The 20,617-nt window shown below is 39.4% G+C and carries 26 protein-coding genes; 16 read left to right on the forward strand and 10 right to left on the reverse strand.

Annotated elements, in window-relative coordinates:
• Positions 1–89: 89 nt before the first annotated feature.
• Positions 90–1,682 carry a long-chain-fatty-acid--CoA ligase gene (locus tag H7992_RS12210; RefSeq protein WP_187047726.1) on the forward strand — a complete coding sequence of 531 codons (1,593 nt, stop codon included), beginning with the start codon at positions 90–92 and terminating at the stop codon, positions 1,680–1,682.
• Between the two features lie 59 nt (positions 1,683–1,741).
• Here H7992_RS12210 and H7992_RS12215 read toward each other — a convergent pair whose 3' ends face one another.
• The 4 genes from H7992_RS12215 to H7992_RS12230 are packed head-to-tail and all read right to left on the reverse strand — an operon-like array spanning position 1,742 to position 4,378.
• The gene (locus H7992_RS12215) at positions 1,742–2,596 is read right to left on the reverse strand and encodes an ABC transporter permease (RefSeq protein ID WP_187047727.1); all 855 of its coding nucleotides are present in this window, start codon (positions 2,594–2,596) and stop codon (positions 1,742–1,744) included.
• Positions 2,580–3,509, reverse strand: a complete 930-nt coding sequence (locus H7992_RS12220; RefSeq protein WP_067209047.1) for an ABC transporter ATP-binding protein — start codon at positions 3,507–3,509, stop codon at positions 2,580–2,582. The genes H7992_RS12215 and H7992_RS12220 overlap by 17 nt, the downstream gene beginning before the upstream one ends.
• A complete protein-coding gene (locus H7992_RS12225; RefSeq protein WP_187047728.1) occupies positions 3,502–3,921 on the reverse strand; it encodes a hypothetical protein in 420 nt (139 codons plus the stop codon). Before H7992_RS12225 ends, H7992_RS12220 begins: the two co-directional genes overlap by 8 nt.
• 13 nt (positions 3,922–3,934) lie before the next feature.
• Positions 3,935–4,378, reverse strand: a complete 444-nt coding sequence (locus H7992_RS12230; RefSeq protein WP_187047729.1) for a LytTR family DNA-binding domain-containing protein — start codon at positions 4,376–4,378, stop codon at positions 3,935–3,937.
• A 184-nt stretch (positions 4,379–4,562) separates the two neighbouring features.
• Between H7992_RS12230 and H7992_RS12235 the strand changes: the two genes are divergently transcribed.
• From H7992_RS12235 to H7992_RS12265, 7 genes are all read left to right on the forward strand, one after another.
• Positions 4,563–6,443, forward strand: coding sequence for an ABC-F family ATP-binding cassette domain-containing protein (locus tag H7992_RS12235; protein WP_187047730.1), 1,881 nt, complete (start codon positions 4,563–4,565; stop codon positions 6,441–6,443).
• 18 nt (positions 6,444–6,461) lie between these two features.
• Positions 6,462–7,592 carry a conserved virulence factor C family protein gene (locus tag H7992_RS12240; RefSeq protein ID WP_067209062.1) on the forward strand — a complete coding sequence of 377 codons (1,131 nt, stop codon included), beginning with the start codon at positions 6,462–6,464 and terminating at the stop codon, positions 7,590–7,592.
• Positions 7,593–7,771: 179 nt separating this feature from the next.
• Positions 7,772–8,197 (forward strand): hypothetical protein, encoded by a 426-nt coding sequence (locus H7992_RS12245; RefSeq protein WP_187047731.1) that lies wholly within the window; start codon positions 7,772–7,774, stop codon positions 8,195–8,197.
• 161 nt (positions 8,198–8,358) lie between these two features.
• On the forward strand, positions 8,359–9,558 hold the full coding sequence (locus H7992_RS12250) for a Bcr/CflA family multidrug efflux MFS transporter (RefSeq protein WP_067209068.1): 1,200 nt from the start codon (positions 8,359–8,361) through the stop codon (positions 9,556–9,558).
• Between the two features lie 126 nt (positions 9,559–9,684).
• Positions 9,685–10,125, forward strand: coding sequence for a hypothetical protein (locus H7992_RS12255; RefSeq protein ID WP_067209070.1), 441 nt, complete (start codon positions 9,685–9,687; stop codon positions 10,123–10,125).
• Between the two features lie 317 nt (positions 10,126–10,442).
• Positions 10,443–11,252, forward strand: coding sequence for an N-acetylmuramoyl-L-alanine amidase family protein (locus H7992_RS12260; protein ID WP_067209073.1), 810 nt, complete (start codon positions 10,443–10,445; stop codon positions 11,250–11,252).
• A gap of 145 nt (positions 11,253–11,397) precedes the next feature.
• Positions 11,398–11,607, forward strand: coding sequence for a helix-hairpin-helix domain-containing protein (locus H7992_RS12265; protein ID WP_067209075.1), 210 nt, complete (start codon positions 11,398–11,400; stop codon positions 11,605–11,607).
• A gap of 82 nt (positions 11,608–11,689) precedes the next feature.
• Here H7992_RS12265 and H7992_RS12270 read toward each other — a convergent pair whose 3' ends face one another.
• Positions 11,690–12,946 carry a TolB domain-containing protein gene (locus tag H7992_RS12270; RefSeq protein WP_067209078.1) on the reverse strand — a complete coding sequence of 419 codons (1,257 nt, stop codon included), beginning with the start codon at positions 12,944–12,946 and terminating at the stop codon, positions 11,690–11,692.
• 237 nt (positions 12,947–13,183) lie between these two features.
• Between H7992_RS12270 and H7992_RS12275 the strand changes: the two genes are divergently transcribed.
• The 3 genes from H7992_RS12275 (at position 13,184) to H7992_RS12285 (ending at position 15,264) form a co-directional block, all read left to right on the forward strand.
• A complete protein-coding gene (locus H7992_RS12275; RefSeq protein WP_067209080.1) occupies positions 13,184–13,618 on the forward strand; it encodes a BrxA/BrxB family bacilliredoxin in 435 nt (144 codons plus the stop codon).
• A complete protein-coding gene (locus tag H7992_RS12280; protein WP_067209082.1) occupies positions 13,618–14,397 on the forward strand; it encodes a class I SAM-dependent methyltransferase in 780 nt (259 codons plus the stop codon). The genes H7992_RS12275 and H7992_RS12280 overlap by 1 nt, the downstream gene beginning before the upstream one ends.
• A gap of 267 nt (positions 14,398–14,664) precedes the next feature.
• Positions 14,665–15,264 carry a YpjP family protein gene (locus tag H7992_RS12285; RefSeq protein ID WP_067209085.1) on the forward strand — a complete coding sequence of 200 codons (600 nt, stop codon included), beginning with the start codon at positions 14,665–14,667 and terminating at the stop codon, positions 15,262–15,264.
• 142 nt (positions 15,265–15,406) lie between these two features.
• Here the strand turns inward: H7992_RS12285 and H7992_RS12290 are convergent, their stop codons facing one another.
• Positions 15,407–15,661, reverse strand: a complete 255-nt coding sequence (locus tag H7992_RS12290) for a tyrosine-type recombinase/integrase (protein ID WP_067209088.1) — start codon at positions 15,659–15,661, stop codon at positions 15,407–15,409.
• Positions 15,662–15,978: 317 nt separating this feature from the next.
• On the opposite strand from H7992_RS12290, the gene H7992_RS12295 reads away from it, so the two are divergent.
• On the forward strand, positions 15,979–16,128 hold the full coding sequence (locus tag H7992_RS12295) for a hypothetical protein (RefSeq protein WP_156476014.1): 150 nt from the start codon (positions 15,979–15,981) through the stop codon (positions 16,126–16,128).
• A 250-nt stretch (positions 16,129–16,378) separates the two neighbouring features.
• Here the strand turns inward: H7992_RS12295 and H7992_RS12300 are convergent, their stop codons facing one another.
• The 3 genes from H7992_RS12300 to H7992_RS12310 all read right to left on the reverse strand — a co-directional run bounded on the left by H7992_RS12300 (position 16,379) and on the right by H7992_RS12310 (position 17,811).
• On the reverse strand, positions 16,379–16,738 hold the full coding sequence (locus H7992_RS12300) for an MmcQ/YjbR family DNA-binding protein (RefSeq protein ID WP_067209091.1): 360 nt from the start codon (positions 16,736–16,738) through the stop codon (positions 16,379–16,381).
• Positions 16,739–17,035: 297 nt separating this feature from the next.
• Positions 17,036–17,461 (reverse strand): ferritin family protein, encoded by a 426-nt coding sequence (locus H7992_RS12305; RefSeq protein WP_187047732.1) that lies wholly within the window; start codon positions 17,459–17,461, stop codon positions 17,036–17,038.
• A gap of 116 nt (positions 17,462–17,577) precedes the next feature.
• Positions 17,578–17,811 (reverse strand): hypothetical protein, encoded by a 234-nt coding sequence (locus tag H7992_RS12310; RefSeq protein ID WP_067209100.1) that lies wholly within the window; start codon positions 17,809–17,811, stop codon positions 17,578–17,580.
• Between the two features lie 142 nt (positions 17,812–17,953).
• On the opposite strand from H7992_RS12310, the gene H7992_RS12315 reads away from it, so the two are divergent.
• Complete coding sequence (locus tag H7992_RS12315) at positions 17,954–18,193, forward strand: hypothetical protein (RefSeq protein WP_067209103.1); 240 nt, start codon at positions 17,954–17,956, stop codon at positions 18,191–18,193.
• A 1-nt stretch (position 18,194) separates the two neighbouring features.
• On the opposite strand, the gene H7992_RS12320 is transcribed toward H7992_RS12315, so the two are convergent.
• On the reverse strand, positions 18,195–18,365 hold the full coding sequence (locus H7992_RS12320) for an aspartyl-phosphate phosphatase Spo0E family protein (RefSeq protein WP_187047733.1): 171 nt from the start codon (positions 18,363–18,365) through the stop codon (positions 18,195–18,197).
• A 204-nt stretch (positions 18,366–18,569) separates the two neighbouring features.
• Between H7992_RS12320 and H7992_RS12325 the strand changes: the two genes are divergently transcribed.
• From H7992_RS12325 to H7992_RS12335, 3 genes are all read left to right on the forward strand, one after another.
• Complete coding sequence (locus tag H7992_RS12325; protein WP_067209106.1) at positions 18,570–18,857, forward strand: hypothetical protein; 288 nt, start codon at positions 18,570–18,572, stop codon at positions 18,855–18,857.
• A gap of 170 nt (positions 18,858–19,027) precedes the next feature.
• On the forward strand, positions 19,028–19,606 hold the full coding sequence (locus H7992_RS12330; protein ID WP_187047734.1) for a DNA-3-methyladenine glycosylase I: 579 nt from the start codon (positions 19,028–19,030) through the stop codon (positions 19,604–19,606).
• A gap of 200 nt (positions 19,607–19,806) precedes the next feature.
• Positions 19,807–20,517 (forward strand): terminase small subunit, encoded by a 711-nt coding sequence (locus tag H7992_RS12335; protein WP_222618016.1) that lies wholly within the window; start codon positions 19,807–19,809, stop codon positions 20,515–20,517.
• Positions 20,518–20,617 lie beyond the last annotated feature (100 nt).

A 20,617-nucleotide genomic window follows, 5' to 3' on the forward strand; every position in this document is an offset into this window, starting at 1 on the left:
CCATATTAATTACTCACTAAGTTGCACAATTGCTAATGACAGAAAATTCAAGGTGTTATATACTATATCAAAATGGTGAGGTGATCTATATGAATATGCCACTAGTATTACCGCAATTTCTCGATCGAGCAGTTGCTTTGTATGGAGAAAAGGATGCGGTACATTGTGAAGAACGTGTTTTTACATACCGACAACTGAATAATAGAGTAAACCAACTTTCTAGAGGGCTACGCGAGTTAGGGATTGGAAAAGAGGACAGGGTCGCTTATTTAGCAGGGAATTCTCTTGAAATGTTGGAAGGGTTTTATGGCGTTTTTCAAATTGGTGCAGTAATGGTTCCGCTCAATATTCGTTTAAAGCCGGAAGATTACGTATTCATCTTAAATCATAGTGAAGCCAAAGTTCTTTTTGTCGACCAAGATCTCTATGGCTTAATTAAACCAGTGATCGATCAATTTGAAACGGTAAAGCATATTATTGTTCACTACAAAGATCAAGAAACACTAGAAACGGGCTATGACGACTGGCTTGCTACTTACTCATCTGATGCATTTGACCGTGCAGAACTGGATGAAAATGATGTCTGTAGCTTACTGTATACGAGTGGAACAACGGGAGATCCAAAAGGGGTCATGTTGACGCATCGTAATAATTATCTACATGCGCTTAGTACGATGCATCATTTGAGGGTCACTGACTCGGACGTCTATTTGCACGTTCTTCCAATGTTCCATGTCAATGGCTGGGGCTCTCCTTTTTACTACACGGCAAATGGGGCTACACATATATGTTCAAGAAAATCGACGCCTGAATCCATATTTAAAGCACTTCAAGAACATAAAGTATCCATCTTGCATATGGCACCAACCGTATTAAATGCGTTGCTGCTGTATCATGAACAGCATCATCCGGTCATCAATCAAGACATTCGCGTGGTGATTGCAGGATCTGCACCACCTCCTGCCTTCATCGTCAGGGTCGAAGAAGAGCTGGGTTGGGAGTTCATCCAAGTATATGGTATGACGGAATCCTCTCCGCTTAGCCTCATTTCAACGATCCACTCGCATTTGACCGGGTTGTCAAAAAATGAACAGACTGAATTGAAAGCGAAGGCTGGATTCTCGATGATTGGTAGCGATGTTAGGATTGTCGATGAAAATGGAGTGGAAGTTGCCCATGACGGGAAACAAGTCGGGGAAGTGGCAGTGCGGAGTCATGGTGTTATGAAAGGCTATTGGAAAAACGATCATGCAACGGAACAAGCGTTGCAAAATGGCCGGCTTTTAACAGGGGACATGGGGACTATTGATGAAAATGGTTATATCAACATCGTAGACCGAAAGAAAGATGTCATCATTAGTGGCGGAGAGAATATATCATCGATTGAAGTAGAAGGTGTCCTATACGAACACCCTGCGGTACTGGAAGCTGCTGTCATTGCGGTTCCACATGAGAAGTGGGGAGAGACACCTCACGCATATATTGTATTACGCGAGCATAGAAACGCAACCGAACAGGAAATTATTGCTTTCTGCAAAGAAAAGTTAGCCCATTTCAAAGTAGTTACAGGCATAACTTTCGTCAATGAACTTCCAAAAACAGCATCTGGCAAAATTCAAAAAGTCCAAATTCGCGATGCTTACTGGGAAGCGCAAGGAATAACGGGACGTTTGGTGAATTAATGAATGACATAAAAGCTTGCACGTGCATTGAGGAACACCCTCTATGTGCACGTGTAAGCTTATTTATTTTTCCTTCGCATAACAAGTAACGATAGTCCGAAAAAAAGCAATGTTGTACCACAGAGATACATAATACTAAATAACTGGGTAGTTTTTTTACCATTGATGTCGTATAACATGCCCATATCAATTTCGAATGCTTGCTTCATGGCAACTGGCGCGGTAGAGAAGGCCTCTAGAAGGGGTGCCTCCATTATTAATTGCCGAAACAGTGCGGCTGAATGGGAAACCGGGAACAGCTTGACAACTGATTGGATGTAATCAGGCAGTCCACCAATCGGAATATAGATGCCAGCTAAAAAACCAAGAAGTGTTCCGATAACCGTGCTTGCTGCGGCAAATGCATTTGACGTTTTGAAAAAGGAAACCAACAGAAGCACCATTGATCCGCTAGCTAATACGGATAAGATAATTACACCGCTTGCCGCCATCATTTTACCGAACGACGGCACCACTTCTCCGGAAACGAAGAGAAATAGATTTGAAACAAGAAGCGTAATTATACACATGATAAAACCTATAACCAATGCGCTGATGATATAGCCACCCACCAACTTTGTTCTTGAAATAGGGGAAGAGTAAAAATCCATGTATGTTTTATTTGCGCGATCTTCTACCAGGATGCCAAATGAGCCGAGTGTCGTTGTCATAGAGGTTACCGCTAGGATCCCTGCAATGAACCAGGTAGTGAGCACTGCCTTTTTTGCAGGGAAGTCCGGAAGCCCTTTGGCGGTCATATCCCCTAAGAATAAAACGTACAATGCGATTAAAATAATGACGGCTAGAAGTGAGAAAAAGACAGTGACTTTATCCCGAAAATACAATAAGATATTCCGTTTAGCAAATGCGATCATCCGGATTCCCAACCTTTCCATTGATGGCGATAAAAACATCATCCAAACTGGATTTCTTCACTTCAAAAGATGAGATGAAAGAAGTGAATTTCACCAAAATTGGTATCGCTTCCGTCGTATGATTAAGGCGGATAGTAAACAGCGACTTTTCGTCATCGAAATCCAATCCATCTAACATGAGCAAGCTTCGCAGCTCATCTGCTCGCTCCGTAGAAATTGTCAGTAAATCTGTTGAATAGTTATTTTTCAACTGTTCAGGAGTTCCTTTTGCCACGATGCTGCCTTTTTTCATAACGACAACATAATCCGAGTTTGCTGCTTCTTCAATGTAATGTGTCGTTAGAAAAACAGTCATACCTGTTTCTTTTTGAAGTTGCAGTATGGTAGCCCATATGTTTTTTCGACTTTCTGGATCAAGCCCTGTTGTCGGTTCGTCTAAAATTAAGATGTTCGGTTTATGAATAAGGGCGCGCGCAATATCCACTCGTCGTCGTTGTCCACCTGATAATTTCCCATAAGGTCGATTCGAAATAGACTGTATATCCACGATATCCATAACTCGAGTAATCGCAACGTTACGTTCTTGCCGCGGCATCCCATAAAAAGATCCCCGAATCGCTAAATTCTCTTTGACGGTCAATAAAGGATCAAGTAAGCTCTCTTGAAATACGACGCCGATTTCCTGGCGAATGGCTTGGTCGTGCTTGCCAACAGTATAACCATTTACATAGACATGACCACTGTCTAGCTGGAGGAGCGTCAAGAGAATTGAAATAGTCGTCGATTTCCCAGCACCATTCGTACCTAAAAAAGAAAAGAGGGCGCCTTTTTCTACATAGAAACTGATGTCGTTTACAGCTTTTATTTTTCCGAATGATTTCGACAATCCAATTACCTCAATTATGTTAGTCAATAGGGACTCCCCTTTTTTTACCTGCAATGGCGGCGTTAATTTGCGTAGCGCTCATTTGATTACCCATAAACGTAACGATAATGACTACGATATAAGTCAATATTCCAGTAGTGATAATGAACGGTGTATCATACCAAGTGAATGGGAAAACTTTGAAAACTGCACCTGCAACAAGAAGTACAATGATGACATCTAGTAATTCAATGAACCTTAAAATGAGCGGATTTTGAATGGGTAACTGATGCGTAATAAAAATCAAACAGATGATGCAAATTGAAATAATCAGCATATGAACAATCATTGCTTCATCCATAGGTGGGAAAACTTTTAACCAACTAAAAAAAAGATAAAATAGACTACTAAATGTGAATGAAATACAACTTGCTGAAATGTAGTGCTTAACTAGGTCCATAATGATCTCCTCCTCACGTTAAAAATTTTTCTTTGAAAGATTTGAAGTAATGTCTATTGACGATGACTTTTTCACTGTTCATCAAAGACGCTTCAAACTTCCCATTAAATAAGGCTCGCACACTGTCAATTAGAGCTGTATTGACAATTAAGTTTTTACTAATGCGGATGAAATGTGTGCTTGCCAGCAACTTCTCAATCTCGTATAGCTTCAAGTCACTTTCGTAGATATCTTTTTCATTGTAAAGAAACGAACGGTTATCAATCGATTCAATATAATACACGTTATCGACGAGAAGGGAATATGTCCGCCCATCTTTTGTTCCAGTTAAGGTTATATGTAGTTGGTTAATCTGTTTGATTAATCGTTCAAGTTCATTGTCAATTTGTGGACAGTTGATAGTGATTTCAACCTCGTTATAGGTATTGGATTCATTAACTGTCAAACGAATGATCATCACATCCTTTCGCGGAAATCTTATGGATAGAATCGTACCATTTTGTGGAATTTGGAACAATACTTCTCGGGTAACATGCATTTTTCAACTAATAAGATGCATGCGATAGTACAATACTCTTTTAAAAAGCAAGGTAAATCGGCTATGATAGGATGAGGTACATATTAGAAATGGAAGTGTTGTTATGAGTCAATTGATAATCGAAAACCTCACGAAGACTGTTGGGGAGAAAACATTGTTTAAAAATATAGCGTTTACGGTCATAAGCGGAGAAAAAGTAGGCCTACTCGGAATCAATGGAACAGGCAAATCGACGTTATTGTCAATCATTGCTGGAGTCGAACAAGCTGATTCGATTTCGGCCGAACATCCGAATAGATACCGTATTGTTTATTTACCACAAGAGCCAGAAATTGACCCGGACCTTACAGTGATGGAAACGGTGTTCAAGAGTGACGCACCGATTATCAAGGTCAACTTAGAGTATGAGTACGCACTTCAAGCACTTTCTTCGGATCCGGAATCTACACTAAACCAGGAACAATATTCAAAGTTTCAAATCGAGATGGACGATCTATCTGGTTGGGATATAAACTCAAAAGCACGGACGATTTTGTCGAAACTTGGTATTGAAACGTTCGATAAGAAGATGGGCGAGCTTTCAGGCGGACAGAAAAAACGGGTAACACTTGCAAAAGTATTGATTGAGCCTGCCGATCTCTTGTTACTCGATGAACCGACAAACCATCTCGACGTCGATTCAATTATGTGGCTGTCAGATTACTTGAAAAATGAACAAGGAGCTGTCATCTTTGTTACCCATGACCGCTACTTTTTGGACGAGTTATCCACCAATATTTATGAACTTGCAGATAAAACGTTATATGCACATACAGGTAACTACGGGAATTATCTTGAATCGAAAGCCATTCGTGCGGAGATGGCTGCATCGACGGACGATAAACTCCGAAATCGCTACCGTTCAGAACTGAAATGGATTAGACGAGGTGCGAAAGCGAGATCGACAAAGCAAAAAGCACGAATTGACCGCTTCGATGACCTATCGGAGAAAGTCAAAAAAGAAGATACGGGTGGAGAAATGGAAGTCGCGCTTAAGTCGACACGTCTTGGTAAGAAAGTGATTGAAGCGGTCGGCATCTCGAAGTCGTTCGGCGGAAGAAAAATCATTGATAATTTCTCTAGTATCCTTCAATCAGGTGATCGTATCGCTGTTGTCGGACCTAACGGGGCAGGGAAAACGACGTTATTGAATATGTTTTCTGGAGAAAGTCAACCGGACAGTGGAATCATCGACAAAGGAACGACAGTGAAAATTGCTCATTTCCAACAACACACGCCAATTATGGATGAGAAAAAGCGAATTATCGAATACATTCGTGATACGTCAAATGATATTGAGGGTGCTGATGGAGTACGAATTTCAGCTTCGCAAATGCTAGAACGGTTTTTATTCCCCACACAAGCACACGGGACACCCATCGGTAAATTATCAGGTGGCGAACGAAAAAGACTCTATTTGTTGAAACTGTTAATGGAACAACCGAACGTCATGCTCTTGGATGAACCGACAAATGACCTCGATCTTGAGACTCTTTCAGTACTGGAAACGTTCATCGATACATTCCCAGGCGTTGTCATCACCATTTCACATGATCGATTCTTCCTAGATCGAACATCAACAAAGCTATGGGTAATGGATGGATCAGGGGATGTCGACACATGGTTTGGTATCTATTCTGACTTCCTTGAAACCTATGTACCTAAAGAAAAAGTGGCACATGAGCCAATCGTTGAGGTAGAGATACCGGTTCAGCAGGAAACCAAAAAGAAAATGTCGTACGCTGAAAAGAAAGAGTACGAAACAATTGAATCAGCTATTGAAAATGTAGAGAAGTCAATCGAAGCTACGGAGGCAGAAATGGCATCCACTGGCTCCGATTACGATAAGCTAAGAGAACTGACGGCAACACTTGACGAATTGAACGGCAAATATGAAACACTCATTGAACGTTGGTCTTTTTTACAAGAATTGAATAAATCCTAACGAAAGGGGCAAATACAAATGAAAATCGTAACAATCGAACCAACACCAAGTCCCAATTCCATGAAAATCGTGCTCGATACAGAGTTACCAAAAGGGACGAGTCATAATTATAAAAAAAGTGATGCTGAAACAGCATCCTATCCAGCTTCAGCATTATTGAACATTCATGGCGTAAAAGGAATCTATCATGTCATGAACTTCATGGCCGTCGAGCGAATTGGTAATGTCGCATGGGAATCAATTCTTGCAGACGTTCAGGCTGTTTTCAATGAAGAGAAAAGTGATCAGACTGAATCTATGGAAGAGATTGACGACAACTACGGAGAAGTATACGTACACGTTCAGACCTACAAAGATATTCCCCTTCAAGTGAAAGTATTCGATAGCGAATCTGAGGAACGTTTTGGACTAAGTGAACGTTTTGTGCAAGCTATGGAAAAGGTTCATGGACGTGAAGTGGAAAACTATATATTATTGCGTAAATGGGCAGATTACGGAATCCGTTACGGAGAAAAAGCTGAAATTGGTGAAACGGTGATCCAAGAAATAGAGGCGGCGTATCCAGAAGAACGTTTGCTAGCGATTATCCGTATGGCAAATGAAGGACAAAGTGAAAATATCCAGCGCGGAAGAAAAATTTCACTGGAGGAGTTCTCAGTGGATCAATGGGAGACTAGATTCCAACTGCTGGATCAAATCCCTGACCCCGACATGTCGGATGCACCACTTCTCGAACGAGCACTGGACGATGAAAAGATGTCAATCAGACGCCTTGCAACGGTCTATCTTGGTATGATTGAAGACGACGCTGTCATTCCATATGTAGAAAAAGCGCTTAAAGATAAAAGTTGGGCAGTGCGTCGAACGGCTGGAGACTGCATGAGCGACCTTGGATTTGAAGGGTTCGAACAGGCGGCAATCGAAACATTGAATGATAAAAACAAACTGGTTCGTTGGCGTGCGGCTATGTTTTTATATGAAACAGGAACTGACAAGGCGTTGCCTGCTTTGAAAGAGGCTGAAAACGATTTAGAGTTTGAAGTGAAACTCCAAATCCGGATGGCCATTGCACGAATTGCTGAAGGTGAAGATGCTAAAGGTTCTGTTTGGAAGCAAATGACAGAGGCGCGTACGGCTTCAAAAGAGTAATGTAACGACTACAATTATCAATATGTTAAACGTTAGTGGATGTGAAAAATTACATTCTGCTAACGTTTTTTCTAAAGAACAAAAACGCTGGAGTCTAGAAATGAAATCTCTATGTTGCAGCTTATCCACGCTATGAGATTTTATAGTTTCCTAATCTATTGAAAATGGGAGGAAGACATATGAAACTGTTGAAGATCCTTCTCCTCATCGTATTAATTATTGGTGGAGCTGGGTATGGAATCTATTATGTTGGAACTAATCTTGCATCCGACAAAGTAATGAACGTTGTAACTGCTGAATTAGAAAATAGCGGACAGTTAAACGAAATTAAACAAATGGTAGCAAATGACCCTGAATTAATGCGTTTCATTGAAGAAGGTGCAAATGTTGAAAGTAGTAATCTTCCTTTCACAACAAAAGAGCAGGCAACAAGAGTATTAATCAAAAAAATTGGGTTTAGTGAACTCCAAGCTATTCAATCCAACGCCCAAAAGGGAATGTCGAATGAGGAAATACAAGAGCTGTTAAAAGATATTGAAGGAAAGTTAACGGAGGAAGAAATTCTAGCATTAAAGGTTATCGTTTATAAAGAATTCCTTAAATAATGCTGATTTCATTGATAAAGTAGGGGGGATGGTTTGAAACTAAATCATCCTTCTTTAATGTATGGCATTTTGGTGATATAGTAGGATACTTGTGATTCTTCTTTAGAGATTTCATCACATACATAGGAAGTTTTTAAATTATAGAAAGGTCGTTAGTAATCATGGGACCACTTAAAGGAAATAAACGAATACGATTTGCATTACTTCTCGGAACACTAGCAGCGATGGGTCCGTTAACAATTGATATGTATCTACCCTCATTCCCGACAATCGTAAGTGCTTTTGACACTACGGCTACCTATGTACAGGTAAGCCTAACCGCCTGCCTACTAGGTATCGGGTTAGGTCAACTTATTCTCGGCCCAATGAGTGATGTCCATGGACGGAAAAAGCCGTTGCTTATTGCACTTATTGTCTATTTTGTAGCTTCAGTTTTATGTGTATTTTCCCCGAATATCGGGTTCTTCATTGCAGCACGTTTCTTGCAAGGCTTTGCTGCGGCTGCGGGTATCGTCATTTCAAGGGCTGTCGTCAGAGATTTATATAGCGGACGAGAATTGACGAAGTTTTTCGCTTTACTCATGCTAATTAATAACTTGGCGCCAATCCTCGCACCAGTTCTTGGAGGGGGCATCCTTGCGTTTACTGAGTGGACTGGTGTATTTGCGGTTTTAAGCGCAATCGGCTTTTTACTATTTGTCATTGTTCTATGGAGAATGGATGAAACATTGCCAGAAGAAATGCGCGTACCAAGTAATCTATCTCATACATTAAAAAACTTTCTGTCTCTGTTAAAAAACAGACAGTTCATGGGGTATGCACTTGCACAAGGTTTCATCATGGCCGGCATTTTTGCATATGTCGCTGGGACACCGTTTGTTTATCAAAATATATACGGAGTCTCACCACAGACATTCAGCATATTATTCGGTATGAACGGATTTGGACTAATCATCGGGACCCAGGTAGTAGGACGCTTAACGGGTGTGGTCTCAGAAAAACGATTTTTAGAATCGGGTTTATTCATCTCTATCACTTCAGGTACATTGCTATTGATAGCCGTGTTAATGAATGGTCCACTTTTCACAATCGTTGTGCCTATCTTCTTTTTCGTCGCTTCGATTGGTGTTATTTCGACATCATCCTTTTCACTCGCAATGGAAAAGCAAGGGCATATTGCGGGTAGTGCATCCGCATTACTTGGTTTACTGCCATTCATTTTAGGCGCAATTACGGCACCACTTGTCGGAATAGCAGGGGAAGAAACCGCAATTCCGATGGGAGCCATTATCTTCGCTTCAAGTTTAATTGCAGTCCTCGCGTATTTCGGACTTTCAAGAGAAAAAGTCGAACAAAACTAACAGAGTTTAAAAGCAGCCACTTACTCATTTGAGTAGGTGGCTGCTTGTTATTGTCTGATAATGTAGACACTGTCTTTCGTGACCTGAATATAATGACTATATCGGCTAAATAAAGGAGAGAAGGCAGTGAAAGAAGTCATCATCGCGTTAGTCAGTTCTTCAATTACAATCATCATCACAAGTTTTTTTAACTATCATTTTCAACTAATGAAAGAGATTCGAAACGAAGCGGTTAAATATAAAACAGAAATCTTGAAAAACGTTTACACTCCAGTATTAAAGTTACTAGTTGCGGCAATTGTGCCAGGCGACGGATATGACGGGATTACAAAAGAGTCTTTTTTTGAAATTGAAGACGTTATTAAAAGAAACTATGAGCTAGTTGATCCTGATTTAGATTCGATTATTTGGTCCATTAAAAAGGAAATCCGATGGGAACACTACGAAGATAGTTTAAAGTTATTTGATAAAAATAAGCGTTTATTGCACCACGTCGAACTGAATTTCAATTTTTATAGGAAACAATTAGGATTGCCGTTTAACAAAACTAAACTCAAAAAGTCTTGAGAATCAACTAAATATATTTGTTGAAATAAAGAAGTCTAGTTCCGGTACAAGGGGATATCGCCGGTCTTAGGGCTCCGGCTACTTTTTGAAAAGCGCCTTCGCTTTGTTTATATAATTATTCATTTGTTCAATATAATTGAGACATCTGAAAACGTTAAGTTTTGGCATGTCCTCTACATATTTGTTTAAAATCGGACAAGTGCCGCCATTCAAAAACGCTTTGTGAATAGTATAGATAGAAAAGTATCTTTGGATTGCTGTGGCAATTTAAAAAAACAAATACTTTTTAATAGGGCACAAAAAGGAGGTGTCACAAAATGGTTAAAATCGTAATCGATGCTGGGCACGGATTCAATACACCAGGTAAACGTTCACCGGATGACGAACGGGAGTGGTCGTTTAACAATAAAGTAGCCAAATACGCTATTGCTAAACTAAAGACATACAAAAATGTGGAAATTCTACGTGTGGATGATCCGACCGGTCAGACAGATGTTCCGCTTGCTAAACGCACTACTCTAGCGAACGAATGGCAAGCCGATGTATATGCTTCTATCCATCATAATACCCTTACGGATAAGTGGGGCAGCCATAGCGGTATTGAAACATATACAATGGACAACCCAACAGCGAATCCAAAATCAAAGGAAATTGCTGGTGCTATTCATCCTAGGATTGTTATGGCCATGGGGTTGAGTGATCGTGGTATGAAGCGTGCCAACTTCCACGTTCTTCGGGAATCTGCTATGCCAGCATTCTTAAGTGAGGGAGGCTTTATGGATTCAACAGTTGACATACTAAAGTTACGGGATGATCACTATTTGCAAGCCCAAGGTGAGGCAATCGCAGAAGGATTGGCTATATACTTTAAATTGCAACTGCTAACTGCTTCCGTAGGCAATCAGATACTTTCACCAAAGGAAGGAACAAATAAGTTGTATACACCATCATCGCAATCACTTATCAATTCGACAAGCGCCGTTTTAAAACGACTTGAAAAGATGCCAGATGGCCCGTTATCAGCAACTTGGCATGAAAAGTTATTGAAGGGAACATTGACGGACTCGGATGCAATTGGGCTCTTGTATGTAGCGATTGAGCGTGGCCTTTTGGTAGATGGTAAGTAAGTGCGTGTCATTTATTTTGAGGAGTGTGAAATAAGAACCATCAGCTACAATAGCGATTATGGTGAGTTTGAAATAGCATAAAGAGCGAGCTTAGAAAATAATAGCTGTTACTATTTCATCTTCATCGAATAAGGGGGAAATTATTGTGCCGCACAACGACAATGCCATCGAAAGGGATTTGCCAAACGAATTATCAAAACCGGCAACACGAGCGCTTTCAGGTACCGGTTACTGGCGGCATGAACAGTTCGCTAAACCTCAGGGAAGCTATTTACATGGTACGGGTCCAAAAGCCATGGATCTTATCAGTGATACTCTTGCCACCAAAGGGCTGTCGTTCGCCAAGGGTTCTTGAAAGATCCTAATTTTATGGTGTAAAACGAAACAAGCCATCTTTTCCTAATAAGGGAAGATGGTTTGTTTTAATTTTCATCAGATTACTCCGAGGGGAAAAAGGTGTACAACCCTATATCACGTATCCATAAATTTGCATTGCCACCATCAATATCAGCCACCCATAAATCACCTTTAGCAGAAACGAAATCGCTTTTTCGTAACCAAGTTATTTTATCGATTGAAGGTAAATATTCGGGCTTATAATCACCTTTATTTTTTGGTGGTGTCGTTATTTTTAGTTGTTTTTGACCAGCTAGCGTTAAAAAGTATAAGGAAGCTTTAGGGCGTTTCTCAGCGTCATTTGACCACTCACTTTCCTTTACCCTTGAAACAATAAGCGAACTATCATTAACCCATGAAAAATCCATCTCCGCATAGTTTTTTGGCGTTAGGTTTATAGAATGATAAGTGGAAATTTCCGTTACCTTTAGATTTTTATTTTTAAAACCAAAAACAATTCTTCCGCCGCCGGCAATATAACCGAGTAAGTTTTCGCTATATGCCCATTTTGGAGTGAATGCCCAGATAACTTCATCTAATACTTCAAATTCTTTTCCGTCTACAGAAATCACACATAGCATATCACTATCCATCGCCCATGAAGCTGTTGGAGTCACAAAGAAGGATATCCATTGTTTATCTGAAGAATAAGCAAATGATTCCGCGTTTATCGAAGGAACTTTCACGTCGTCTTTCACTACTTCTTTTGGAATCACGAAGAATTCTGTCGCGTTTTTCGTTAAATTTCCGATGTTTTGATAACCATTCGCTATAGAAATCGTATACAGGACAGGATTGGTCCATCCATCCGGCCGAAGAGAAGCACTAGAGGAGGCAATAAAACCCTTCCCATCAGGCTGCCATTCGTAATCGTTTACTCCTAAAGCAATATTATAGAATTTCTTAAAATCCGATACATTCAATACGCCACCATCACTAAAAGCAACAATATTTTCAGTTGGAGACCATTTTGGATTTCGTCCATCATAAAAGATTTTACTGTGCTTTTTTGTTTTCATATCATATACCCACAATTGATTTGAGGTCTGTTTATGTTCATTTACTAATTCCTCGACTTCTTTTTGATAAAGAAGCAAGTTCCCATCGAAGGACCATTGTGGAGGATAAGGGTATGTTGCTTTTTCAACAGTCAGTACTTCTTCTTTATCATCAATTTTCACCCACAAATAGCCATCCCTAATAAACGCTACTTTTGCATCTGAAGCATTTGTTTCCGAATAAATAATGGATGGAAAAATCAAGCATAAAATAACAAGGATATGAAATAACTTTGCCATAAAATCACCTCTTACGACGTATGTTCTCCCAATAATGAATAATTAGGTATGTAAAATAATGTTTAGTATTTGGGGTAGAATTTTCATTGCAATCCTCGAACTAATCGAAAAGTTGAAATTAAGTTAGCTATATAGTCGCTATTTAGTGAAAAAATACGTAGGACAAGGTAATATGAAAGATGGAAAAACCATTAACAACAAGCACTATTTAAATAGATTGAAAGGGGATTATTAAATATGAACGCTTACGATGATTACATGAAGGGCATCGTTAAACCGATGCGTGAAGAACTTGCACAAAATGGATTTACGGAACTGACGACGGCTGAGGCTGTTGAAGAAACAATGAAGACACTTGAGGGGACAGCTCTTGTCGTTATCAACTCGGTTTGTGGATGTGCCGCAGGTCTTGCACGTCCAGCAGTAAGGGAAGCATTACAGGAAGCTGAACATAAACCAAATCACTTGTTCACAGTATTTGCAGGACAAGATAAAGAAGCTACAGCTATGATGCGGGAATATTTCCCTGAAGTACCTCCTAGCTCACCTTCTATCGCACTTTGGAAAGATGGGGCACTTGCGTACTTTATTCCAAGGGAACAAATTGAGAATTTTGAGATGGGGCAAATTAAAGACCATCTATCGGAAGTACTCGATCAAGTTTGTAAATAATGAGTACAGTCATCACGACCGCTGGCAGGCCTGATGATCAATCGCTGCAGCTAGCACTAGAAGCGTCTGAAACTCTAGGCTATCCTATTGTCGAACGTAAAAAGCAAGCGGTTTCCCGAATACAAAACACGCACAGTTCGGATGTTATTGTAGCGGGAAAAAACCGCTATGATTTGTATCGTATTGGAATGGATGAACCGTTTTTCTTTCATCCCAATTCTGCAGCGTTTAGATTGAAAAGGCTATTGAATGGTGAAATGGATCCGTTAATTGAGATAGCTCAATTACAAGAAGATGATTCGTTTCTCGATTGTACACTTGGGCTTGGATCCGACAGTATCATTGCTTCTTTCGTTACAGGTGAAAGCGGCAAAGTGTTGGGCGTCGAAGCAGACCCAGCTGTCGCGTTCATAACCAGACGAGGACTGCGCTCGTTCCCATCTGAGTCGGAGCAACTAGTTCAGGCCATGACTCGAATTGAGGTCGTCCAGTCGGAAGCGATTGAGTTTTTGAGCCATCAAGCTGATTCATCGTGGGATATTGTCTATATGGATCCGATGTTTCATGCACCTATTACGGAATCGTCTAATTTTACGCCGCTGCGTCAAGCTGGGGTACATAGTGTGCTGACAGATGACTGGATCAAGCAAGCACTTCGTGTATGTAAACGACGTGTTGTTGTGAAAGACCGGTTTGATTCACCCGTATTCGAGCAATTCAATATGCAGCGAAAAATCAGACCGAATACGAAGTTTCATTTCGCTTTTATCGAAAAATGAAAAACGCCGTCCTCCTCAAAATAGAGGGTGACGGCGTTTATTGATATTAGTGGGTGAAATTCAATGAGCTTAGATACACAAGCAATGCCAGCATTCCGATACCGATAAACAGATTCACATCCATCAGTGATACCCTCCTTCAAAAAAACATACAATTATCTTCATTTTTATTGTACAATGAAAATAAGAAAGAAGAAACCTTTTCAATACTTTTTCGTCAAATAAACTATTGTAAACAAAAATAAAAACAATTGCAGGTGAGATGTTATGAAAAAGTGGTTACAAAAAACGCTCATTGTTGCCGTAGCATTATTGACATTCGGTGCGATTTCACCGAATCATGAAATTTGGACAAACTTGCAAGACAAAGATGTTTCGAAGCACGCAGTAGGACCATCACGAAGTAATGATTATTCGATTGGATTAGAAGACTCGTTAGTCGATGATAGTTTAGAAGATAATTCGGATTCAATAGAAGATTTATTTATCACGTCTGCGAAGAAGCTATCATACATGAAATTTGGAACAAAAGTCGGCCCGGTAATCGCCGATGAGTTTGACAGTGTTATTTTCCCGAAAATTGAGGAAGCCATCCAATCGACACTTGCAAGTTCAGGAGACGTACATAAACGCCGACTTGCTATCAGTGAAAAACCTGCCGGAGACTACTCAGAGAAAATTTTCAATGTATACGACCTAGAAGACAGAAAAGATCTTATCCGTTTCCACGTACGTACTGAAAAAAGGCCAAAAGACGGCTACTACTACAATTTTCACTATCATATTGCCGCTGATGAATTTACAGCTCATTATTCAATCGGTGATATCTATTGGGCAAAAGACACACCACCGAAATGGTTATCCTAAAATTGTTGAAACGCCCGTTGAAATTACGAGCGTTTTTTATTTTGTAAACATTGATATATCAACGTTTGTGGAGTTCCAGCGAGATACATACATCAAGTGATTTTGTTAATGATAAATGAGCAAAAAACCATGTACCCCAATTTCACTCTTTATCTTTTTCGAAAGAATCTAAACTGACGATTTCATCCATTAAATTAGATGCCTGAATTTCATCTTTCTCAAACGAGTGAGCATATGTTTTATAAATCGTTTCGGGGGTATCTCCCACTAGTGCTGCAACAGTGGAAATCGGTATGTTATTTGATAACTGGATCGTAACGAATGTATGCCTAAAATAATGGGGTGTGAAGTGGGTAATTTTTTCTTTTTCGCATATCAAGTCGATCACACGCTTCATGTACCGTTCTCCAAGGGGTTCTCCGGCGTAAGTAATGAAAATACATAGCCAAGCGGGTTCCGGGACTGGTAAGGCGCCATAGACTGCTCATGCCACTCTTTGTAAACAAGTAAAAGATTATTGATATTTTCACTCATGGGAAACTCTCGGTAACTGTTCTTAGTATTCGGGCTCCTTGTCCCGAAGCGATTTACGCAGGAAATGGTCGAAGAGAAATTCGGCTACAACGCTGAATCCTTTACTGAGTATGACTAGTCACCGGAAGGAGCTGTGCAATTGCTCCTTTCGGAACTTGGCGAAGAGGAGGCGATGACGGCATGAAGCAAATGCAGTGGGAGGCTATGCGAGTCGAGAATGGCCGTAACGGGGAACTGTTGTCTGAAATCGGTCGGTCGAAGGCTGCTTTTGATAAACGAGAGAAAAATGTAATGTATTATGTGGTTATGCGGCGGAGGAATACGTTATAAACGGAGTGTGGGGTTGTTGTATCAGTGGGAGGGATGGAAGTTATGACGACAATGATTACTGCGTTTGAAGGCCGGGCATTTATTATTTCTGCCTTGTTACTCGCGTTAGGGATTTATTATATTGGTCGGATGCACGGTCGGGCAAATTAACGGGCTGGGTTCAAAATCCGATATAAATTAAAAAAAGAAAGAGTAAGTTACTCTTTCAATTGGAAAACAAAAATAATAGCACTAAAGATGTTGTTAAAAACTACTTCGAAATAATTTGGTTTTGGACTTTTTTAGTTAGTTTTTGAAAAACTAAATTATAGGAATGAAGAATTAGATTTTCTAATAGATCGTTGGATAGATTTGAATCAAAATAAATAGAGTTCCAGTGTGTTTTATTCATATAATGCCCAGGAATAATACCTTGATATGTTTCTCTCAACTCTTCAGCACGAGTAGGTTCGCACTTTAAAGTGATAATTGGCTTTCTTTGAGAGTCTCCTCCCATCATAGCAAACATCTTCCCGCCAACATGATAACGATCTGCTTGCCAGTCTACTTGGTAATCATGTGTCGTTCCGGGTAGTGTCTGACAAAATAATTGAAGTCTAGCTTTATCCATTTTTAAGTCTCCTTTTATAAAACGGTCACTAAATACACACGTTCGATTACATTTATTATAATCAATAACCTATGTATTTCAATAACATTATTGTAAATGCGGCTTTACTTGTAATAAAACATGAAAAAATTATGCGTAGTTCAAACAAAAAGCGAAGGAATAAAAAGACCACTGATTAAAAATAATCAGTGGTCTTTATCACAGTCATCTTGTGATATAGCAACAGTATTGGTGAACAAGAAAAACATTAAACGTAGAAGTTTTTGGCAATAGACATAATGATCGATTTTGGCTTTGTTAATAATTATTCATAAAATATAAAAACCAAACGGCATGATTTTGTTCGTCAGCTGAGGCCCGTGTAAAAGCGTCTCTAATAACTGGGTTATCGGTATTACTTGAAATATCGTGATAGAAGTCAACGGTTTCCTGTTCATCTATAAATGCAGCGAGTACCCCACTTCTATAATCGGCAGGACATTGTTTTGTGATTTGAGGAGAAGTTTTTTTTCCTGTTAAAGAAATATAAAGATGCCAAAAGGTTTCGTAGTGTCTGATTTCATCACTACTAATTTCAAGAATGCGTTTTTTTATTTCGTTGTTTGGAGCCTGGTTCGCTAATAGTTCATAGCAGTAAATTGCTGTGTACTCACCATTAATTGCTTTCGAAATATCATTTAGAACTTCTTTATTTGGGGAAGATTGCATGGAACTTTGATTCATTTTGTAATCAGCTCATTTACTCAGTGTATGAGTAAGACTAAAAATATGGACCTTGTCTTATGGGAGTGAAAGATTTATTCATAGATGAACAAAGTGATTATTGATTGCTCAAAAAATCAGGATTTAATTTTTGATAATTCACTTGTCAAGACGTCAATTTGTTTTTGCATCTTTTGGAATTTCTGATCTTGTTCTTTTTGATCTTGTTGTTGCTGGACATCATCGAGTATTGATTCTTCTAATGACATAATTGCTGCAATGGTTGAAATAGCATCACCAATTGTGGAAATCGCTGATCCCACAACGGCGAGTTTATCACTAAGATGATCTTCAAGATTATTTGGATTCAATTTTTTCGCCTCCATAACTTAGTCATTTTAAAAGAGCTTCATTGTAATTTAATGCATTAAATTACCTTTGGTGCGGATTTAAAACGAAAGTAAAATAATCAGCAGTATGGTATGCCAAACATTTTGTGAAGGAGGGATAGTAGTGGTGCAGAAACTCACTATTTTTGATACGGTGCCAACAATAGCGTTTGGGCTTGGTGACATGGTTGAACTCGTCGTCAATGTGGAGAAGAAAGAGGTTGAGGATTATTACTATCTCAAATCGCATGAGGGACGGGTTATAAAGGTTTTGCCCAGACAGCCGTACGAGGTTTGGTTTACGAAGTCTAATCGGATTGGGATATTTCGGCATGGTGAATTGAAGAGGAGGAATTATGGATGATTCATAAATCTTTATTTTTCAACCGTTCGTATTCATTTAATAATAAATCAAGCAATTGGCTTGTTTCAACGACTTTTGGGTCAGATAGAGCTTTCTCCTTAGCTAGTTTGTTGAGTTGCTTTCTTACTGTTTCAATTTGATTGTCCATATCTTCAAGTTTTTTATTGGTCATGTTTGTACCTCCCGATTTTATCTTAGTATCTATAACGAAGGTAGAAAATATACATGTCAATAAAATTTCAAAAGTGCTTTATTTTCATATTAATTTAGATTTTTACCAATAATAAAATAAAAATCAGGTGTAATTGATGACTACTTCTAAATTATTATTGGATCAAAATTCATTTGTCATATGACTCAGAAAGAGTGGAGAAGGATGAACAACGACCATGAACGTGAAAAGTTTAAAAGATTGATGGAGAGCTTTTCGATCGCTGAGTGTGCGAATGCTTTAGGGGAAATGGGGAAAATCAACTCTCGAAAACTTATGGCTGAGATGTCGGAAGGATCCAAGATATTCCGTCAATATTTGGAACATCATCCGAGTATTGAAACGGATATCACGGACGAGGACATGTTGTTGTTACAGACTGATATGGCGCTTGATGCGGGGGATATGGAGCATTTAAGGGGTGCGTGCGAGCGATATAACCTCTCTTACTAGCCCCGATACATACGAGAGATAAATAGAGGGTTTCCCCTTTTTATGACGAATGATGTCATGTGGAGGGGTTATATATTGAGGGAATAAATAGCTGTTTATTCCAAGTGTTAGTAATGCATGTTAATAAATTTTTGGACAAATATAATTAAATGAGTAAGGTTGTGATTCTAATGAGTAATGAAATTCCGTTTAGTAGATGTAGTTGGGCTGAAACGAATACAACTGAAAGAGAATATCATGATAATGAGTGGGGGGTTCCCGTTCATGACGAAAATAAACTGTTTGAGCTACTTATTTTAGAAGGTAAACAGGCGGGCTTAAGCTGGATAACGATTCTGAAAAAACGGGAAACTATAAATGAGGCATTTGATTTTTTTGATCCTAAGATAATCGTGAAGTATGATCAAGACAAGATAGATGAACTTTTGAGTAATACAGGTATTATCAGGAATAAGTTAAAGGTTAATGCTGTCATTACAAATGCTAATGCGTATTTATCATTAATTGATGAATATGGGAGCTTAGATTCTTTTCTATGGAAGTACGTGAATCATGAGCCGATTAAAAATAAATGGACTAAAATATCGGATGTTCCTGCGTCAACGGGATTATCAGATCTGATCAGCAAGGACTTAAAAAAACTAGGATTCAAATTTGTAGGCTCTACAACCATTTATGCATACATGCAGGCAATAGGAATGGTTAATGATCATCTTGTAGAATGTTATCGACACTCGATGTTGAACTAATCCATCTACTTTCGCACCCGTCGTGGTGCTTTTTCTATGCCAAAAATAACGGAGGTGGACGGTGATGTGCCAAACTGGGAAGAGATACAGAAAGAGTGGGAAACAAGTGAAATATAATTCAATGATTTAGCGGAAAGCATGGCGTGAAAGATTCCACCATTCGCAGTAGAAAGAATCGAGAAAAATAGTCAAGAGGAAACGTGAAGCGCGACGCAACGAAAAAGGTAGCAAAAGAAGTCTTTGTCGAGACGGATGATTTAACCGATAAGCAGAGGCTTTTTTGTATTTACTACATTAAGAGCTTTAACGCGACAATGGCAGCTATCAAGGGTGGGTATGCAAGAAATAGTGCTCACGTCGATGGAAGTCGGTTGCTTAGAAATGTTAAGGTGGCAGTCGAAGTCAGAAGACTGAAAGGTGAAATGCACCAGGAAGTCTTCATTACCGCGATGGATGTGTTGAATAAGTACATTCAAATAGCCTTTGCAGACATAACAGACTTTGTTGAGTTCGGAAGTATCGAGATGGAACAACGGCATCCGAAAACGGGCAAGGTTATGTTGGATGCTAATTTCAAACCGATCACCTATAAGATGAGTCATCTTGATTTCAAGAATGACGATGAAGTGGATGGAACTATAATCAGTGAAGTTAAGCAAGGTAAGGATGGAGTATCTATCAAGCTCGCTAGTCGAGAAAAAGCAATGGACTTCCTATCCAAACATTTCGATATGCTACCAGACCACTTCAAACGTCAACTTGAACAAGAAAAATTGAAAATAGCTCATGCAAAAGCATTCGGTAACGAGGATCCTGAACAGTACGAAGATGATGGATTTAACGAAGCACTAGATGCGACAAGGTTGGAGGTGTGGAGCGATGTCGAAAACCCAACCGAAAGCGACGATTAAGTATTTCGCGTTCCTCACGGAGATTTATCAGGTTCCGGTGGCTGAATATTTGGCCGGGCAGGTTGAAGCAGGGAAGTAAATGAAGGATTATTCCTCCTTT

This window comes from Sporosarcina sp. resist (assembly GCF_014302295.1).
GTDB lineage: Bacteria > Bacillota > Bacilli > Bacillales_A > Planococcaceae > Sporosarcina > Sporosarcina psychrophila.

Excerpts from the sequence above, each read along its gene's own strand:
- H7992_RS12295 (WP_156476014.1), top strand. The coding sequence starts at position 15,979 with ATGAAGCAAATGCAGTGGGAGGCTATGCGAGTCGAGAATGGCCGTAAC.
- H7992_RS12245 (WP_187047731.1), top strand. The coding sequence starts at position 7,772 with ATGAAACTGTTGAAGATCCTTCTCCTCATCGTATTAATTATTGGTGGA.
- H7992_RS12305 (WP_187047732.1), bottom strand. The coding sequence starts at position 17,461 with ATGAATCAAAGTTCCATGCAATCTTCCCCAAATAAAGAAGTTCTAAAT.
- H7992_RS12225 (WP_187047728.1), bottom strand. The coding sequence starts at position 3,921 with ATGGACCTAGTTAAGCACTACATTTCAGCAAGTTGTATTTCATTCACA.
- H7992_RS12330 (WP_187047734.1), top strand. The coding sequence starts at position 19,028 with ATGAGTAATGAAATTCCGTTTAGTAGATGTAGTTGGGCTGAAACGAAT.
- H7992_RS12290 (WP_067209088.1), bottom strand. The coding sequence starts at position 15,661 with ATGAAGCGTGTGATCGACTTGATATGCGAAAAAGAAAAAATTACCCAC.
- H7992_RS12210 (WP_187047726.1), top strand. The coding sequence starts at position 90 with ATGAATATGCCACTAGTATTACCGCAATTTCTCGATCGAGCAGTTGCT.
- H7992_RS12230 (WP_187047729.1), bottom strand. The coding sequence starts at position 4,378 with ATGATCATTCGTTTGACAGTTAATGAATCCAATACCTATAACGAGGTT.
- H7992_RS12285 (WP_067209085.1), top strand. The coding sequence starts at position 14,665 with ATGAAAAAGTGGTTACAAAAAACGCTCATTGTTGCCGTAGCATTATTG.
- H7992_RS12240 (WP_067209062.1), top strand. The coding sequence starts at position 6,462 with ATGAAAATCGTAACAATCGAACCAACACCAAGTCCCAATTCCATGAAA.
- H7992_RS12270 (WP_067209078.1), bottom strand. The coding sequence starts at position 12,946 with ATGGCAAAGTTATTTCATATCCTTGTTATTTTATGCTTGATTTTTCCA.
- H7992_RS12275 (WP_067209080.1), top strand. The coding sequence starts at position 13,184 with ATGAACGCTTACGATGATTACATGAAGGGCATCGTTAAACCGATGCGT.
- H7992_RS12300 (WP_067209091.1), bottom strand. The coding sequence starts at position 16,738 with ATGGATAAAGCTAGACTTCAATTATTTTGTCAGACACTACCCGGAACG.
- H7992_RS12260 (WP_067209073.1), top strand. The coding sequence starts at position 10,443 with ATGGTTAAAATCGTAATCGATGCTGGGCACGGATTCAATACACCAGGT.
- H7992_RS12250 (WP_067209068.1), top strand. The coding sequence starts at position 8,359 with ATGGGACCACTTAAAGGAAATAAACGAATACGATTTGCATTACTTCTC.
- H7992_RS12215 (WP_187047727.1), bottom strand. The coding sequence starts at position 2,596 with ATGATCGCATTTGCTAAACGGAATATCTTATTGTATTTTCGGGATAAA.
- H7992_RS12320 (WP_187047733.1), bottom strand. The coding sequence starts at position 18,365 with ATGACCAATAAAAAACTTGAAGATATGGACAATCAAATTGAAACAGTA.
- H7992_RS12325 (WP_067209106.1), top strand. The coding sequence starts at position 18,570 with ATGAACAACGACCATGAACGTGAAAAGTTTAAAAGATTGATGGAGAGC.
- H7992_RS12235 (WP_187047730.1), top strand. The coding sequence starts at position 4,563 with ATGAGTCAATTGATAATCGAAAACCTCACGAAGACTGTTGGGGAGAAA.
- H7992_RS12280 (WP_067209082.1), top strand. The coding sequence starts at position 13,618 with ATGAGTACAGTCATCACGACCGCTGGCAGGCCTGATGATCAATCGCTG.